The 17,435-nt window shown below is 41.7% G+C and carries 13 protein-coding genes; all 13 read right to left on the reverse strand.

Annotated elements, in window-relative coordinates:
- Positions 1-28 precede the first annotated feature (28 nt).
- On the reverse strand, positions 29-916 hold the full coding sequence (locus QTN47_RS11940; protein WP_369329607.1) for a hypothetical protein: 888 nt from the start codon (positions 914-916) through the stop codon (positions 29-31).
- Between the two features lie 41 nt (positions 917-957).
- Positions 958-2,220 carry a YdcF family protein gene (locus QTN47_RS11945; RefSeq protein ID WP_369329608.1) on the reverse strand — a complete coding sequence of 421 codons (1,263 nt, stop codon included), beginning with the start codon at positions 2,218-2,220 and terminating at the stop codon, positions 958-960.
- Positions 2,221-2,517: 297 nt separating this feature from the next.
- A complete protein-coding gene (locus tag QTN47_RS11950; protein WP_369329609.1) occupies positions 2,518-2,961 on the reverse strand; it encodes a carboxymuconolactone decarboxylase family protein in 444 nt (147 codons plus the stop codon).
- 1,001 nt (positions 2,962-3,962) lie between these two features.
- Entirely contained in the window at positions 3,963-5,456 is a 1,494-nt protein-coding gene (locus QTN47_RS11955; RefSeq protein ID WP_369329610.1) for a RagB/SusD family nutrient uptake outer membrane protein, read from the reverse strand.
- Positions 5,457-5,480: 24 nt separating this feature from the next.
- Entirely contained in the window at positions 5,481-8,747 is a 3,267-nt protein-coding gene (locus tag QTN47_RS11960) for a TonB-dependent receptor (protein WP_369329611.1), read from the reverse strand.
- Positions 8,748-8,921: 174 nt separating this feature from the next.
- Positions 8,922-10,049 (reverse strand): FecR family protein, encoded by a 1,128-nt coding sequence (locus QTN47_RS11965; protein WP_369329612.1) that lies wholly within the window; start codon positions 10,047-10,049, stop codon positions 8,922-8,924.
- Positions 10,050-10,123: 74 nt separating this feature from the next.
- Positions 10,124-10,723, reverse strand: coding sequence for an RNA polymerase sigma factor (locus QTN47_RS11970; protein ID WP_369329613.1), 600 nt, complete (start codon positions 10,721-10,723; stop codon positions 10,124-10,126).
- A gap of 396 nt (positions 10,724-11,119) precedes the next feature.
- Entirely contained in the window at positions 11,120-12,040 is a 921-nt protein-coding gene (locus tag QTN47_RS11975; RefSeq protein ID WP_369329614.1) for a transporter family protein, read from the reverse strand.
- 11 nt (positions 12,041-12,051) lie between these two features.
- Positions 12,052-13,080 (reverse strand): cytochrome-c peroxidase, encoded by a 1,029-nt coding sequence (locus QTN47_RS11980; protein WP_369329615.1) that lies wholly within the window; start codon positions 13,078-13,080, stop codon positions 12,052-12,054.
- 4 nt (positions 13,081-13,084) lie between these two features.
- Positions 13,085-13,879 (reverse strand): MbnP family protein, encoded by a 795-nt coding sequence (locus QTN47_RS11985; protein WP_369329616.1) that lies wholly within the window; start codon positions 13,877-13,879, stop codon positions 13,085-13,087.
- Positions 13,880-14,072: 193 nt separating this feature from the next.
- Complete coding sequence (locus QTN47_RS11990) at positions 14,073-14,447, reverse strand: hypothetical protein (RefSeq protein ID WP_369329617.1); 375 nt, start codon at positions 14,445-14,447, stop codon at positions 14,073-14,075.
- Positions 14,448-14,595: 148 nt separating this feature from the next.
- The gene (locus QTN47_RS11995) at positions 14,596-15,939 is read right to left on the reverse strand and encodes a hypothetical protein (protein ID WP_369329618.1); all 1,344 of its coding nucleotides are present in this window, start codon (positions 15,937-15,939) and stop codon (positions 14,596-14,598) included.
- A 33-nt stretch (positions 15,940-15,972) separates the two neighbouring features.
- Positions 15,973-17,250: a glycoside hydrolase family 99 protein gene (locus tag QTN47_RS12000; protein WP_369329619.1), complete on the reverse strand. Its 1,278-nt coding sequence runs from the start codon at positions 17,248-17,250 to the stop codon at positions 15,973-15,975.
- Between the last annotated feature and the right edge of the window lie 185 nt (positions 17,251-17,435).

Genomic DNA, 17,435 nt, shown 5'->3' on the forward strand with positions numbered 1-17,435 from the left:
TTTAATAAAAGCAGCCCGATTTAAAATTTTAGTCCCATTGAATGTTCATGAAATTGGCGTTGTCTTTGCGGGAAGAGGTAACCGCAATGCCCTTTTTAACCTGTGGGAGGAAGGTGAATCCTTCGAGTTCGTCAGTACGCTGATCTACGTCGACGGTCTTCAATATATATTCTTTACCACTATTCAGCGACTTTTCAAAATCAAGATAAGTGAAGCGCCAGCCCCGTCCCTCTGTTCTGTTCTGAATCAACAGCAATATCTTTTTGTCGTTTAACCAAACCATGTTCTGCACCCATGGGCCACAAATGAATTTCTTGTACACAATGCCCGCCTCCGTTGTCTTTTTGGCTTTTGCCAAAAGAGCCGGATCGTATAATCTGACTTCATTTTGTTTATTGCCATAATCGGCAGTGGCAACATACCATTTACCATCAGCCTGAACATATTCGGGTCGGCATCCCTGTATACATGCATCGTCTTCAATAGTATTTAACAGGTTACCATCGAGTGTCTTTGTTTTTAGAAAACCATCCCAGTTAATGGAGTAGATAATTGCTTTCCATGCTGTGCCTTCCTTGTTTAAGCGAACGCTGTTACCGATGAAGGTTGGCATGCCTTTATGATAAGCAATGCCGGTAGGGTGATTGATTACGTCCTTACCATTTTCTGTAAACAGGCACTCCTGTTGTGTATATACAAGAGAATCATGTTGAAGTTTGTAACGGCGCAACATTCCTACTTCTCTGTCACCATACAAATACACATCTCCGTCAAGAAATTTTGCACCCTGGCAGGCGCCGAGAGAGTCAATTGTTGAAGGCTTTTCCAGCTTCATTGATATATTGTCTTTACCCATCATAGAGCAAAGGCATAGCAGTATCACTCCCTGCAAGGAAGTAAGTAAGATCTTTTTCATGATGTACTAGTCAGGTTGTTTAAATAGCCAAATCCTTTTTGTTATGGATCCATTATTTCATAAGGATTGATCTGAAGGGCCTCCAACGAGGGATAAAACACTGATTCCGTTTCTGACAAACGATCTCCCTGCCTGTATGGTAGTTCATTTAGTTCTTTCTTACAGCGATCATCAAGAACCGTGGTTATATATATGCTCTGAAATTTATCTGTAGATGCTATGCAAGGCTTATCAAAGGGAATATGATAACGGAAGATCAGCCTGACACTGTTGCGCATGTTGGTAGTTGTATGCCTTGCATGAGGCTCAATAATGATGGCACTTTCAGGTATCATCATTGCTTCCATTAAATACCGCTTCATTTCCGTTGCTTCGCAATATTTGGTTTTGTATGGGTGTACCTTGCCGCCGGAAACTATAATAAAAGGAGCTAATCCTTCTTTATACCTGTAAGCAGCCACACGGCATCTAAGCATACCTTCACCACTAAGAGCAACGCCAGCAATATCTGGTCCCGCGCCAGGCACCATGATTGTACGATATTTATAATTGCTCCACTTAACTGAAGCTACTTTTTTAAAGGCAGCAGCATTTTCCTTTTCAGTCATCGGTTCATAGTCGGCAGCATTCAGTCGTTCGTTTATTTCTATAAAACGCAATGCATAAGTAAGTGAGGGTTCAAAAAATAATGCAGCATTTTTACACTCTTCGCGAACTGTATTTGTTACAACATTCACAAGGTCCGGATACCTTTTGGATTGCGTATTGTAGCCGATTGAGTCGATGTTCGGGTAACGCGCTTTATCGCCTTCAGCGTACACACCGATAGCAAAATTGACACCGCGTGCGTCTTGCTGCCAGGCTTTGACCAGTAAAGAATCGGGGGAAGAGTGCTGATAGATATAATAAGCTCCTGAACGAAGCAGATGTTCTTTTACAAGACGTCCCAAAGCATTGCCAGGTTTATATAACTTAAACAAGCGTTCGCCAATTGCAAAAATTTCATCCTCTGAAAATTTCATTTTAGTTGTATAGCAACGAAAGTCTTTACAATTATTAAGAGAAGATGCAAGGTGATCTGTTTTTGCTTTTGCAATTCTCATTAGCGTTGTGTCTTCAGATAATATTTTACTTACTTCAGGAATGTTATGAAACAGGGACAACAAGTAGTAATTTTTGGCGACAACTATATCTTCCGTTGTTTTTCCAAATATTAGTTTATACGCAGGATCCGGAGATTGAGATAACGTTTGCAGTGGTAGCAGGATAACGGATAACAAGTATAGAAGCGTGTTTCTTTTCATGCAGTCTCATTCTTAAAATGCGATGCAAATAGACTAAGTTTTTTTTAACAACGCGCCCCTTGCTGTATGATGGAATTGTTAAGAAAAAGGTTTTAGCAACAAATCAATTGTCACTTTCAACATCTGCAATTACTAAGTAAAATATTAGTAGGCTTATTATGCAATCAACTAAAAAAGATAGAGGCAACATTAAACTTTTCCCTTAAAAACATGTCAAACGTTGCAAGCTCAAATAGTTTCTCTTACAACAACCGAAGAGGATGATCAAATGATCATCCTCTTTTTGTTTCTGCATTATTATAATACAGGATGCATATTTAAGCTAACGCCAATTCTGTTCCAGGCATTGATAGTAATGATCGCCATGATTATTTGTGCAGTCTTTGTTTCGCCAAAGCGGCTCACAGCCTGATCATATAATTCAGTGCTAAGCCCGTGCTGATGGATCAATGTTATTTCTTCTGTCATTGCAAGAAGCAATTGTTCATCCTCGGAAAATACATTGGGAGCTTCGCGCCATACACTCACCAGGTAAATTCTTTGTTCCGATTCACCAAGTTTGCGCGCATCTTTGGAATGATGATTAACACAGTAGGCACATCCATTTATTTGTGACGCCCTGATCTTAATCATTTCACGATGCAACGGATCAATTTCAGATGATGTGATAAAACTATCAAGTGCGTTCATCGCTTTGTATGCATCAGGTTGCACTTTGCCCATAACAAGTCTGGAGCTCATATTTGTAGTTTTAATTTTAATGCAAGGTATGATGCAGCTATCAACTTTTCCATATCACGGTAAATAAACAACATCCCAATGCTGTCTAATCGATTAACAATTTAGCTGATTGAATTAGAGTCATTGGCTTCGTGCCTGCCGCGGGGCTTCAGCCGGGCAATACATTTATCCGGCAGAAAACAACATTGATGAGAGAGAGACCTCGCACTCCTGATGATAATTGATTTTCAAACAAAAATACTTTTCAATTATTATTACAGTTTTGATTGTTTCTGATTGCGAAAAATATTTTGATTAAGGTATTGACAAAACATTCATATTGTCGTACTTTTCAAAAGCTTGTGTTTTTACCAGAAAACACAGGGATATATCCTCAAACATCCAATGGCAAAATATTGTTTTGTTAGCTGGTGTGGTTGGCTGTTCAAGCACACAGGCTGGGTAGTATTGTTGCATTAAACCGACGATTCAATGAATGTGAACTATACGCCATTGTTCTTGTTATGGCTATATCCAAAGCATTTTTCTGATACAATTATTTTATCCAGGGATTGAAAACCTTACTGTGTACATGCAAAGCCGCACTGAATCTGGCGTTCACAGTACACTCATCCCTTCCTCCGTAATCATCTATGAACCCGATAACATGATAGCACATTGTTAAGAGTGATGCGTATGCTTGTATTTCGATGTTTGTGGCTACCATTTCAAAGATGCTCTCCCTTATAGTGTATGATAAAAAACATCCCCTCAAAGTGTATGGTAAGTAAGGGCCGTTGATTTCAATCAGCGGCCCTTTAACATTATATCAATGAAACATATTTGAATAAACAAATTCAATGCAACTTGCATCGAAATAAAAAATTACATCTGGTTCTTTTTTTTAAATCCACCGCCCTCAAAACCAGGCAGCACATGAATTCCGGATCCGTTGCAAAAAAGGGGCGGCCAAAAGGCCACCCCGCAATCCATACTATATACTGCTAAAATTAGTACTGATCTTAATAACCAGGGTTCTGAATGAGGTCTGGCTGATTGCGATCAATCTCTGTCTGCGGTAACGGCCAGAAATCATATTTATCTTCGTACTTTGTCTTAACGTCAGGAGCAAGCGGGTTCGGTACAAATCCATTGAGTTTTTGTTTTGCTATATGCCATCTCCTCAAATCATGATAACGTAATCCTTCCATGGCAAACTCAACCCTTCTTTCATGCCTGATGCGTTCGCGCATTTGGTCTTTGGTAAGTCCTGCGGGTAACGCAGCCATATTTACACCTGGCCTTGCACGCACTTCATTGATCTGTTGATAAACCGTCGCGTCTGCACCTGCAGCTTCGTTCTGCGCTTCGGCATACATCAGCTTTATATCTGCAAAACGTAACAGTACATAATCATTGTCATCCAGCGCGCCATAATCGGGATTTACCATGCCGGGCGTGAGCCATTTCTTCACGCAATAATATCCCGTGATCCAGCTATCCTTACCAGGCGTAGCTACAGCAAGATCGCCGGTAAATGGCCATCCCTGTGCTTCGGTATCACCCGGAAAAAAGAATGTCATCGTTTTTCTTGGATCTCCTGCTTCATATTCATTAATAAGATCCTGCGTAGCAAGCTCTCCTTTCCAACGCTGTAATGATACGGCAAGGGCCACATCCTGGTGCTGAATATTCGGCAACTGATATTTAACGGAGAACATAATCTCCTTGCTTGCATTCTGACCTGACTTATAGAAGTTAGCTGAATAATCCGGATTTAGTGAATACAGGTTATCACTGATAACTTGTTTAGCAAGACTCGCTGCATCTGCCCATTTTTCCTGCACTAATAACGCTCTTACTTTATAACCCTGGGCGGTTGATTTAACTGCATGACCATCACCATACGCCGACGCAGGCAAAGATGCAATAGCAGAATCGAGATCTGCTACTGCCTGCTTCAGCACATCAGCTTTGTCCGATTTAGCTTTGGTACTTTTAAAATCAATGGAAAATGGATCTTCTGTAGTTATAATAGTATTGCCATATAGCTGGGCCAGCCATAAGTAATAAAATCCTCTTAAGAAAAATGCTTCGCCCTTGTATTGTTTCAGTTTATCACCAGACAATACTTTTCCAACATTGGCAAGGAAAGAATTGATGGCTGCAATTGCCTGGTATGAGTTGGCATAATATGCATAGACAAAATCGCCGGACTGTGGCGTAATGCCAGCAGTAAGCGCTGAAGTGCCTCCACCATAATTGTATTGTCCGTATGAATCGTCGCTGAAATTGTCCCAGGCTACTACCTGGAATTGAGAAGTTGCATACCCTCCGCTACTTGCGTACATGTAGTTATATAAGCCTGTTAATGCGAGGTCTGCATCGGACTCGGTCTTCCAGAATGTTGTAGTAGCAAGCTTGTCAGGTGGCGTACGATCGAGAAATGATTTGTTACAGGATGCAGTAACAATCAAAACAATGACTAAAGGTATATATCGAAAAAACTTTTTCATATTCATCTTGTTAAGGTCAAACAATTAAAATTGAACAGATGCGCCGAATGTGAATGTCCTGTTTTGCGGATAACTTAAATAGTTACCGCTCACATTGGTGCGCTCAGGATCCAGGCCCGGGAACTTACTTGCAGTAAACACATTGTCTGCTGTGAAATAAACACGCAATGATTTCATACCAATCTTCCTGATGGTTTGTACCGGAAGCGTGTAGCCCACCTGGATATTCTTCAACCTGATATATGTTGCATCTTTCAGAAAATAAGTAGACGCATAGTTCTGCACTGCAGGATAGCTGTCCGCCACATATATTTTAGGCATCGTATTGGTATGATGATCCGGTGTCCATCTGTTGCGCCAATCTGTTGTTGGCACTGATCCCTGGCGGAATGGTTCTATACCCCAACCGGTAACATAGATCTTCTGCCCTTCTGATCCGTAGAACTGTGCATTGAAATCAAATCCTTTCCATGCTGCACCAAGGTTGAATGAATACTGGAATGATGGGTAACGGCCCGGGGTATATGTACGATCCTTATCATTAATAACGCCGTCACCATTTATGTCTTTTATTTTTAAATCGCCAGGCGTTGGTGTAACAGGTTGTTTTGGCGAATTGTCAATCTCTTTCTGATCCTGGAAAATACCATCCCACTGATACAGGTAAAATTCATCCAGCGGCTTTCCTTCTTCGCGAATGCTATTTCCGGAAATTTCTGTTTTGCCAAAACTTTCGAGCTTGTTTTTGTATGCCTGTATGTTACCGCCAACATACCATGAAAAATCCTTCCCGATCATGTCTTTATACTGGGCACTGACTTCAAAACCTTTGTTACGTAGTGCGCCATTGTTAATGGTTGGCGCGTTAAGACCAAGCCACAAAGGCACTTGCGAGCCTCTCAAAATGTCGAAAGTGTATTTATTGAACCAATCCGCAGTAAGTGTAAGTCTGTTGTTTAAAACAGTAAAATCTACCCCAACGTCAACCACACGCGTGGTCTCCCATGTTAATGAAGGATCAACCAGCGTGCTTGCAGAATAACCTGTAGAAACGCTTCCGCCAAATGCATAGTTGCGGTTATCCAGCACCGGTTGATAAGGATATGTTCCTATATTCTGGTTACCGAGCTGTCCCCACGAACCACGTATTTTTAAATCGTTCAACCAGGATACATCTCTTAGAAAAGCTTCCTGGCTTAAGCGCCAGCCACCGGAGAATGAATAAAACAAACCCCATCTGCTATCTTCCGGCAAACGAGAAGTACCATCATAACGCAAACTTCCACTTAACAGATATCTGTCTTTATAGTCATAGTTCGCATTACCATAAAATGAACGGATGGCCCATTGTGAAGACGTACCGCTGTTGGTTTGACCGTTGGTGGGGCCGGCATTCAACTCCCTCAATTCGTTAGTTGGAAATTGCGTACGGGACGCGTACAAATTGCTTCCTCCATTATATTCCTGCTGATAACCTGCCAGTGCGGAAATGTTATGATCTCCAAATCCTTTTCTGTACGTGAACTGGCTGTAGTAAACTGTATAAATATTATCTGTTCTTCCTACATTCAAACCAGGAGTCCCCACGTCCAGCAAACCTGCTGAACTCATATCATTATAATAGTAAGTTTGAACTGTTGGTCTGAAGTCATTGTACTTATAAGCATCGAAGTTCATACCTGCCCTATTCTCCCATTTTAAACCATCAATGATATCCACATCAAGTGACAGGTTACCCTGAGCATAATAATCGTCGGCCCTGATCCTTACATCTTCTTCCACAATTGCTACAGTATTTTTGTTGCCCAGCTCATTCGGATAAGCGCGTTTGATCCATCTGCCATCCGGGCTTTTCGGAGGATATAACGGAGACTGTGCTAATGTTGAAAGGAACATATCTACGCCGCCGTTTTCAGGATATAACCTGTGGCTGTAACGCATCTGAATATTTGTTCCAATGGTAACGCGTTTATTTACTTTGGAAGACAAACCAAAGTCCATGGTATATTTCTTTTCATTGAAGCCGATAACAACGCCATTCTGATCAGAATAACCAAGACCAAGGCTGTAATTGGTATTCTCCTTACCACCACTCATATTCAGATAGTGGTTTTGAATAGTGGCAGTTTTAAACACATCATTCAGCCAGTTATGATTGGGATATTTAACCCGGTCCGTCGCATTGCGGTAAAGGTCTATCTGGTCTTGCGTGTATAAACCCTGTAGACCTGAGTTAGCGCGGGCCTCATTTGAAAGCTCCATAAACTCGGCAGAATTGGTGATCAGGTCCGGCAGCTTGGTTGCTTTAGAGGAGCCAATGTTGTAGTTATAATTAACAGTAAAGCCGCCTCCTTTACCTTTTTTTGTTTTAATAACGATCACGCCATTTGCACCGCGTGAACCGTAAATTGCGGCAGAGGCTGCATCTTTTAACAGTGACACAGATTCAATGTCGTTAGGATTGAGTACTGTCATGCTTCCCGGAAGTCCATCTACTATAACAAGCGGATCATTTCCGGCGCCGCTGAATGTTCCAATGCCCCTTATGCGCAGTTGAACACCTTCGTTACCGGGTTCACCGGAGCTTTGTACAACCTGTAAACCGGGTAATTGTCCCTGCAATAACGTGGCCGGATTTGTGGCAACGCGCTTATTCAATTCATCACCGCTTACTGTTGCAACAGCACTTGTAAGTTTGCGTTTGTTTTGTGTGTTATAGCCGACAACCACTATCTCGTTCAATTGAGCGGAAGTGGATTGAAGCACAACATTTATTTCGGATTTACCACCCACGCTGATATCCTGCGAGGAAAACCCCACAGATGAAAATGAAAGAACAGCATCATCATCAGCATTTACTGAATACTCACCTTTAGCATCGGTTACACTAACGGACGATGGCTTGTTGACAACAATGGTTACACTTTCCAGCGGTTCACCTTTTGCAGAGGTAACTTTTCCATGTACAACATGTCTTTGCTTTTCTTCCGCCGCCTGCATAATCACAACAATGTCATCTCCCATCAGCTTATAAGTAAAACCCGTGTTAGTTAATACTTCTGTTAATACATCAGCTACGGCCTTGTCTTTTACATTAATGCTCGTTACAATATCCCCGGGAAAGATATTAGATGAATACACGAACTTGTAGTTTGTCTTTTGTTCGATCGTTCGCAAGATCTTAACCAATGGGGCTTGTTTCATCTGAAGGGTTATTCTTGCATCCTGACCAAAACCAGCAGCAGAAACATGCAGGCAGGAAACAAGAATAATGAATGCTGTCAATTTCATAAGCAGTAAAATTTTGGCAACATGCCGCAAAGGCGGAATTGCCACGGGCAATCGTTTTTTTTGCATAGATTTACTTTGTTAATAATGAATAATAGTAAGGGGCCCGGTCCAATGGAACCCTTGCTGTTAGCATTTTTCAAGGGAGCGCCATTCCACTGGCGCTCCTCTTTTATGTTAGTTGTCTTTATTTCTGCTGATCCTGATCTTTTTATTCTGAGCGATAGTGTACTCAAAATACCTGGAGAGCTGTAATGCGTTCAGAATTTCCTCAATGCTTTTTCTATCAAATGTTCCTGTATAACGGAAAGTTTTAACATCATCAGAAAGTTCGATCGTTACATCGTACGATCTTTCAAGCATCGCTGCTATCTCAACAAAACTGTCATCTTCAAAAACCAGCTTGGCTTTGGTCCAGAGGATTTCATTAACCGCACTGTCCGCTCCCGATTCTTCCAGCGGCCGGATAACATAGTTGCTATCCTTTGTATTTATTCCTGTTCGCGCGTCACCAGGCTTGATTTGGTAACCATCTTTTTCAATTACTATTTTTTGATTGGGACGAAGAATGATCTTTTGCTTACCCGGCTGTTTTAACGTTACTTCCACCATGCCTTTTATCAGGGAAGTTTCAGACTTGTGATCTGAAGAATAGGCTTTAATATTTAATACAGTTCCAAGAACACGCACATCCATGGACGGCGTATGTATGATGAAGGGTTTATTACGGTTGTGCGCCACGTCCAGCAGGGCTTCTCCATCAAGTGTTATTTCACGGAGATTCTTGTTGAAATCGGGTGATACAGTCAGCTTACTGCCTGCATTTAAGGTGATTTTAGTGCCGTCTGGCAGCTTGAAGGATTTATGTTCCCCATAAGCTGTCTGATTGGTGTATGCCGGTTTACCTTCCTGTTCAGTACGGTCATTTCTGGAAATAAACAGCAGTACAGTACAAACAATAATAAATACAGGAAGCCCATATAGCACAGTCCTTCTTACTGCCTGGCGCCATGAGGTATATGTGTACTGCTGAGCCGATCTGTTCTGCTTGCCAGCTTCCAGGTGCTGTTGAAATTGTTGCCTGAAGTCGGCCTCATGCCTGCGGAGTTGCGCTGGTTTATTGTTGCCGTTTAGTAAAAAGTATAAACGTTTTGCATTTTCAACAATTGTTTTTTTGTCTGGATTTTTTTCAAGCCATTCCTTCCAGAATTTTATGGCAACCGCATCTGTCCCTAAACAGTAACGGATAAATGATTCATCCAGCAAGAAATCTTCTTCTTTGTAATCGTTATAGTGGCTGTGCATTCTGATAAGTAATTAGCCTTTGCACTATTGATTACAGGAACAGATTTTTTTACTATGAAAATTTCAACTTTTTTTTATTGAAATAAAGTACTGAGAAAAACAATGAGGATCGGGTACAGTTCAATCACATTAACACCATCCTGGTGAAGCTCTTTTTTCATGCGCTTGAGGGCGCCATGTATTATATTATATGCAGTGCGTTTGGTTATCTGGCAGCGTTCGGCAATTTCGTCATAATCAAGGTCGTCATAAAACTTCATCTTCAGTAGCTCTTTCTCGCGCTCCGTAAGGCATTGAAAGGCTTTCAACAGTTTCTTTTGCAGTTCTACGTTAGATTGTAGCGCAATGATCATTTCTTCATAAGGCTGCTCTACACTTTCAGTTTCTGACGCATACGCATTTATGTTTGCCTGATGACGGTTCGCGGTTTTTAAGTGCTGCAAAATTTCATTCCGTACGCATGTCATTAAATAAGATCGTGTATTTTTTACATGAGGCAGATGCGCTCTGTCATCCCAAAGCCGCAATAAAACCTTGATGAAACAGTCATTCGCAGTTTCTTTATTTCCGCAGATCTTAAATCCGTAATTAATGAGGCCGATATAATGATGTTGATATAATGCAAGCAATGCACCCTGGTCTCCGGAGCGGAGTTGATCCCAGCCGTCTCCCATATAGCAGTAGTTAGAAAGCATGTAGCTCTAAAATAACTTAAATCCCGTCTTGTTGCTACGCGATTATTATCTTTTTATCCAACAATATTAGCAACCGGATACATTGCTTGTTGAAACAATGCATTGTAACCGATTGCTATTATCCAAATCAAATGTCCTGTTCAGCGAAATGTTTCTGCTATTCTATTTTTTATTGTCCTTCCACTTTAGCCCAAAAACATTTAATTAAGGATATTATAGTTTATTTATGGCGAAGTCCAAAGCTCCAGTGGAGCTTCCTGTTTAAGGCATTCCAGATTAACTAACATCGCGCTTTGGCCGCTGTTGTTGGTATGAGGCGCAGCGGTGTGCAATAGCTACCAACAACAAATTAGCCTGTTCCCGTTTTTTCCTCAGCTAAAACGCAAATGCAACGTGCAACATCATCCTGTTGTTTGCTTTCACTATTCCATCTGCAAGATTCTGAGACAATGGCGTTTGCCAGTTTCCGCCGATGGCAATCTTTTTTACTGAAGCCTCTACTCCTACTGTTCCCATTAAAAGACGGCCGCCGGAAATATCTACAGACATTTCATGATCCAGATCTTTTTCTGCATTTTCATACAGGATACCTGTGTTGGGTGCAATGGTGACAATATTCTTAATCCTGAACTTATAATAAACCTGTGCATTGGTGCTGAATTTATTACCGTAAGAATATTCATACTTATTAGTGGTATTCATTTTATAACTGGCAGCGAGGTTTACACCAACATCCTGCAAGCGGATATCATACATGCCATTTACAGAAAAATCCACGCTTCCTGTTCCTAATTGAAAAAGGTTTGCATTTTCATTTGTCGCTGATTTGTCCAACGGATTATAATCACCCGTAGGCAACTTAACGCTTCCACCCAACCATAAGCTTTGCACCAGCAGTTTATTTGTCAGTACCGCTTTTCTGCTGTTGATTAACTGATAGAATCCTGATACAGAAATATCTCCGATGCCGTTCTTCTTCGTGGTACTTCCCTGGTTAAGGCGTTCATTAAAGTTGTATGGCAGAGAAGCCATCAGTCTGAATTTTCCGATATCCCAACCGCCCCATGCCTCTGCTGTGCGATATGTTTCATCGGTTGTAAGGTATGTGGTTGTGCCATCAACCCCAACATGCGTAAGCAGGGAGTTGTAGCGATAACGTATGCCGAATATATGTTTATTAAACTCAGGCAAAATACCGATGTAAGAATTTCCTACGCCGCAACCGCAAATATCGCAGGCCCTAACCTCTACCAGCATGCCAATAACTGATAGTATAAAAAGGATAATTTTTTTCATATCAAAAAAGATTATTGTTCGGCAAAACGTTTGTCAGTAACAAACGTTCTGTCATTTAATGTTTTAAGAAAAGCTATGATCTTCAATTTCTGGTCTGCCGTCAGGACGATGCCCTTTATACCATTCTTTTGCAGCAACGGATCAAGGTTTGGCGTTTGCTGAACATCATCACTGTAATGATCCAACACACCTTCAATCGTCAGCAATCTGCCGTCATGCATATATGGCGGTGTATAATCCAGGTTACGCAGGCTTGGCACTTTAAACGTGTATTTGTCCGCCGCGTTTAAAGTAACCGCGTACCTCCCTTCATCATTCACCATGCTAATACGAAGACCGTTGTTTCTGAACGATTGATCCGTAAACAAGGGTTCTTTGTGGCAGTCGCTGCATTCTTCTTTGAAAAGCATATATCCTTCCTGCTCTGCTGTTGTAAAGGAGGATTGATTCCTCATTACACTATCATACTTTGAATTGCTACTTACACACATTACCATGAACTGAGACAACGCTTTCAAAAACCTGGCGCTGTTTATTTCTTCTGTGCCAAATGCTTTTGTAAATAAACCGGGATACACACTACTGTTGCGTAAACGGCCAAGCACATTCTCTACACTGTCATCCATCTCTACGTGATTTGTAATGGGAGCCACCGGTTGCAGGTCAAGATCAAATATGCCACCATCCCACATAAAGCTTTTGTTCCACGCAAGGTTCATGATCGGCGGACTATTTCGTGTGCCGAGCCTGTCGAATATACCATGACTTACACTGTGGCCATGGTGTGTGAAGGCTGAAGTTTGGATATGGCAACTGCCACAGCTAATGGTGTTATTGGCAGACAACAACGGATCATAGAACAACTTTCTTCCCAGCTCGAAGCCTGCACTTGTAACCGGGTTTGTCGAAAAATGATAGACCGGATCAGGAAAATCCGAAGGCTGTTGAAAGCCTGCAAAATACTCTGCAGCATCTTTATTACAGGCCAGCAGACCTGTAATAAAGACAAGAAGCAGTACAATATATTTTTTCCTGATCATGCAACTAGTTTTCTGTATGATCGTGGCGGAACATTGCAGTGTAGTTGTTGGCAATTCCAACACTTGCGCCACTGAACATAACCATCGGAGTTGTTGCAATGCTTATATTGGTCGTGCCGGTAAACATTTTCAACACATCCACCATCAGGTGAATATTGGTCTCCTTTCCGCTTTTTACTTTTGGTGTGCCTCTGGCAGTTAAATCCAGTGTAATGGTCTTGATATTGTTGATGGTAGCTGAAGAGTATCCGCCAAAGCCACCTATGTGATAAGCAAACGTATTGCCCATTGACGTAGATGCCGGTGAACTACCTTCCATTTTAAAGAAAATATAGCCGCTGTTCCAGCCCCAATACATGTCACCGCCATCGCTTGTTGGATCAAGCACGCCCGTGCGGCGGCTTATATCCATTGTACTTCTCAGGCTATCGACTCCTACAGTGAAAGTTAACGACTTGTATTCTCCTTCCGGCACGCGCAGTATTGGCTCATGCGTTTCTTCGTTGCTTTCATCAATCAGAAAATAACAGCTATCCTGCGGTACTGTATACACAGAACCATCTGTATTGGTAAGCACAAAATTGCTCACATAATATTTAAGCTTGGTAATAGTAAGCTTTTCACCTGATGCATTGGTATAAACACCCGTATTCAACTGAAGATCAGAAGAGCCGGCAATATTGTCAAACTCGACAGACAATTCAGCTTTTTCAGATGCATTATACGGAGCAGTGTTTTCTTTTTTACAGGCAGTAAAGAACAGGCCGATCACAGCAGCCAGCGCAAATGTGTATTTCATGTTAGATCAGTATTAGTGTGTTTTTGGGGTATGTACATGAACGATAGCATGCGGGCATGCGTGTACCGAAACATTTCTGTTATGTTATTTGGACGTAACGCACGTATGAACGTGCGTAGAGACGTTGCATTGTGTAGAGACGTTGCAATGCGTAGAGACGTTGCAATGCAACGTCTCTACGTTCCGTGGGAAATTAAACACATGGCGGATGAAAAAACGCACGCGGCATGTTGCAAACCCGGGTATCGTTTATTGCGTTATAAACGATCCTGGTTTTATGTATATGTATAATGGGAATTCCCGAAAAGAATGATTTTGAAGAAATGATCTGTTCCGGGGCAGATGATCTGTGATCTGAGTTTTGTGAATCTTTGCTTTCTTCCTGTTTAAGCTTTTTCACCATCTGGCATTGACCATTACAATGCAATTCGGGCCTGGCTTTGTTTTCACAATTAACAGCAAAAGATTCAGTATTCACGTAGTAATCATAAACAATAAACGCCTTGTTATATGTCTGAACCATTACGGTCAGCAATATTACAAATGCGACTATTTGTTTGGTGATCAAGTTGGTGAATTTTCTGCAAAAGTAACATCGAAAAGTCAAAAGTCAAAAGTAAAAATTCAAAAGGGTTGACATGCACTTAACGTGCGAGTGAACACATTTAGCCGGGCAACACTCCTTTTTTACTTTTGACTTTTGAATTTTGAACTTGCTACTTCCCGGGAGGAACCGCAATCACCTCCCACCTGTTTCCTGCTTTAAAACCTGTAGGCCCCGGCTTGTCACGCATTATTCCGCTGAGCTTGTAATAGTTTTCCAATTGACGTATTATGATCGCTTCTCCTGCCCCGGTCTGAATTAAGTTGTCACCCTGATCAGCTCCATAACCACCCAATGCGGCAGATCTTATATCAGCTATATATCCCGGCCATTTACCGCCGCTCCATGTGTAACCAAACAGGAAAGGCTTTACGCCGGCGAGCCGCATCTTATCTTTCCATTCAAGTTGCAACTGCACAAACAATTCACCCGGACAGGCTGCAATTACAACGTCCTTATTAATAATAATCGTGGAAATATTCACATTAACATTCAGCGATTTATTAAACCGGCCTGTGAATACAAGCGAATCTATTTTCAAACCGATTGAACCGCTGTTTTCTGAAGCAACCAGAGACCTGGCTAATTTAATTGTTTGAAAAGCCAGCAATTCGCCTGTCCGTTCCATTGGTCGATAATCCGTTTTAAAAGGATCATCCGGCCCTGTTCTTCTTGAACTGATCTGCAATGACTCAATATTGCCTCCTGCTCCCTGGATAAACAGGCAGGTTAAATTATTACCGAAAGCCTCTTCCACTTTTCGTGAAGCGACACCCGGATAATCTGCCGAGATCGCATAGTTAAAACAAACAATGTCTGCATGACAAGCATAATTCATCATGATCGCACGAGGCGCTCCATTCATGTCTTCAATCTTGATTACACCAACTTCCGGGTCTACGGGACCAAAGGGAATCCTTTCCGGGTTTTCTGAAGTGTATACACTATCGCCAAACCATGATTCACGTGCATGTCCATCCTCCCGTTGAATAAGCCTGTTAAAACCGAGTTGAGGGAAACTTTTATGGCCTGCTGCAATTTTTGCCGGAAACTTACGGGCGACGGCTTGTCCTACAGCGTCTATAATCTTGTCTTCATAAAATGATACAAACTCGTTACCCTGAAATGTCCACTTACCTCCGGGCTGTGGTTCGGAATGGGTATGAGATGCACTGAGCATTAGTTGAGTTATGCCATACTTCTCCTTACATGCTTTAACAATGCGCTCGCTGGTAATGATGGCCAGATCAACCGCAACAAAGGCAAGCCGCACGCCGTTACCTTCCAGAACAAGTACTCTTGCGTAAATCGAATCATGTATTGGAAGAGATGTGGAAGGTGTAATATTGACTTTTGCGGTACCAGCCATTATTGTATTTTCTTCGGCCAGGACATATTGGGGCCAATAACATAACATCAGGATAATTAAAGTAAAAACAGAAGTCAATCGTTGCATATTGTCTTTTTATTAGAGATGATAAGATGGCTTTTACTGATGGGTACTTTTATTCCGCGTCATTTGCGGTAAAGCAGCACTCAGTGGTATTTCTTTGCGAAGCATTTTACCAGCCGTTCCGGCGAGATACAGATAATAGTCACCAGGGACATCTTCCTCGAAGTGCACAAAATTGCTTTCACCTACAGGCGGGTTTTTACTGACCTTAAAGATGGCAGTACCTTCATCTATTTCGTCAAACATTGCTATGTAAAGCATTTCTGCTCCATTCTTAAGGGCTCCATTCACCTGTTTCCAGAAAAAATTACCACGGTTTCTTGGAATCTGATTTTGCGGCGATGGATTGTACATATTGTGCCAGCTAAATCCCGGATACAAAGTCGGCACATAGTCAAGATGATTGGTTTTGCACCAGGTAATATCGTCTTTTATCAGTTGCTCAAACGATGGGTAAGATGTTTCATTAAATCTGCCGACAAACCACGGATGAATAATATCGGCCTTGCGGAGTACATCATGGAGATGCGAATCCTTTTCTGTATCATTCCCAAATGTTCTCCAATAAGTTGGTACACCCAGCATAACCGCACATCCTCCGTATACCGGATCGTTCCTGAAAAAATCCAGCAGTTTATCTACAGCAGCCAGACCATAGCGCCTTCCATCAGAAAAACCAACACCCCATATAACGACCAGCGGCTTGCTGTTGTGATACAGGTACGTTTGCTGAGTACCGCGGTTGGTTAACTTCAAACTGTCCACCAGGAATTTCCAATCCCGGATCAACACAGTATAATCGCTATCATGCATTCCCGACAAATCGTACATTACAGCGATAGCTCTGTTATATTTTTCAGATGCATTCAACGCATTCTTTAAAACAGTATTGTTGTGGTTTAATCCTGCCGGCCGTTTTATATCCTGCACAAAGCGCTGCATAAAAACACCATCGATACCATATTCCTTCATCCATTTAAAATGCAGGTCGACTGTTGTGGCATCATAGGAACTAAACAGGTAAGCCGGCTTTCCATCAGGCAATTTGAATGTTGTTTCGTACGTCTTGCTGTACTCACTCACATCAGGCCATAAATCAATTTTACAATTACCCGGCGCAAACCCGCCCCTGGCAACATAATGATTCCATCCTCTTCCGGCGCCATCCTGCGGCGCATTAAACCATCCCTGGTAACCGGCCATCACCAAACCTTTGTAACTCATAAATTGTGAAGCAGCACTATGTTTTGTCTGCGACCATCCACTTAACCCAAGCGTCGCTAAATAAAGAATAAACAAACAGATCTTTTTCATGTGGCGTTTTAATATTATGCAAAACAAATAACGTGTGGTTAATAAGAGGATTAATTAATTGGTTAACGGGGAAAAAAGACAGGAAGATAGTAAGACCTTAAGACGTGTAAGACCGTAAGACGTGTAAGATAGTAAGACAGTAAGATGGTAAGGCTGTTAAGATAATCAGAAGAATAACAAAGAAG

It is taken from the genome of Danxiaibacter flavus (genome assembly GCF_041060425.1).
Lineage (GTDB): Bacteria > Bacteroidota > Bacteroidia > Chitinophagales > Chitinophagaceae > Danxiaibacter > Danxiaibacter flavus.